1 protein-coding gene is annotated in these 825 nt (G+C 58.3%); it reads right to left on the bottom strand.

The window, feature by feature from the left end:
* Window positions 1–58: 58 nt before the first annotated feature.
* Window positions 59–775 (bottom strand): IS6 family transposase, encoded by a 717-nt coding sequence (locus QWL29_RS26555; protein ID WP_305825850.1) that lies wholly within the window; start codon window positions 773–775, stop codon window positions 59–61.
* Window positions 776–825 lie beyond the last annotated feature (50 nt).

Below are 825 nucleotides of genomic sequence, written 5' to 3' on the forward strand. Positions count from 1 at the left end.
GGCTCTGGTGCAAATTATTGGTTAAGGACGAACAAACTTAGCTAGCTGTGCCGCTAGCTCAGGCAGCGAGGACAGCTGCCCAGATTTCGCACGGACCTTGCCCTTGGAGTGCCAGAGCACGTAAGTCGAACTGCCCCTTGCGAATGCGATGCATGAGCTCGACGCCGCGAATTGTGATGGCAGCGGTAGCGAAGCTTTTGAGGCCAAGCATGGCGCCCAGTCTGGACTTCACATTTCGATGGTCTTGCTCGACCAGATTGTTCAGATATTTCGACGAGCGAAGTCTCGTCAGTTCGGCTAGCATGCCTTGCTGTTGAAGTTCTCGAACGGCTCGGTGAGAAGCTGCATACCCGTCCAGCGTAATAGTCTCAGGCGGCCGGCCTTGAGAACGTACCGCTTTGCGGAAGAAGGCCTTGGCCGAGGCGACGTTGCGCCGCGGGCTGAGCCGAAAGTCGACGGTCTTGCCTGCCGCATCGACCGCCCGGTAGAGATAAGCCCACTGGCCGCGGATCCTGACGTAAGTTTCGTCAACGCGCCAGGACGCGCCTGCCTGCGCCGAAAACCGGCTCCAGTGCTTATCGAACTCAGGCACGTAGCGCCGAACCCAGCGCAGGATTGTCGTGTGAGCGATCGGCAGGCCTCGCTCGGCCATCATCTCGACCAAGTCGCGGTAGGAAAGCTTGTAGCGCAGGTACCAGCGCACGCACAAGACGATGATCTCTTGCTCGAAGTGTCTGCCCTTGAACAGGTCGGTCTTGCTTGGACGGTTACTCATGCTGTGCAAAGGTCATCATTCTAGCCGAGTCGCAGATTTGCACCAGAGCC

The organism is Massilia brevitalea (assembly GCF_030711405.1).
GTDB classification, from domain to species: Bacteria; Pseudomonadota; Gammaproteobacteria; order Burkholderiales; family Burkholderiaceae_D; genus Telluria; species Telluria brevitalea.

Bases quoted from the DNA above. Each gene is read 5' to 3' on its own strand.
- QWL29_RS26555 (WP_305825850.1), bottom strand. From the start codon at position 775: ATGAGTAACCGTCCAAGCAAGACCGACCTGTTCAAGGGCAGACACTTC.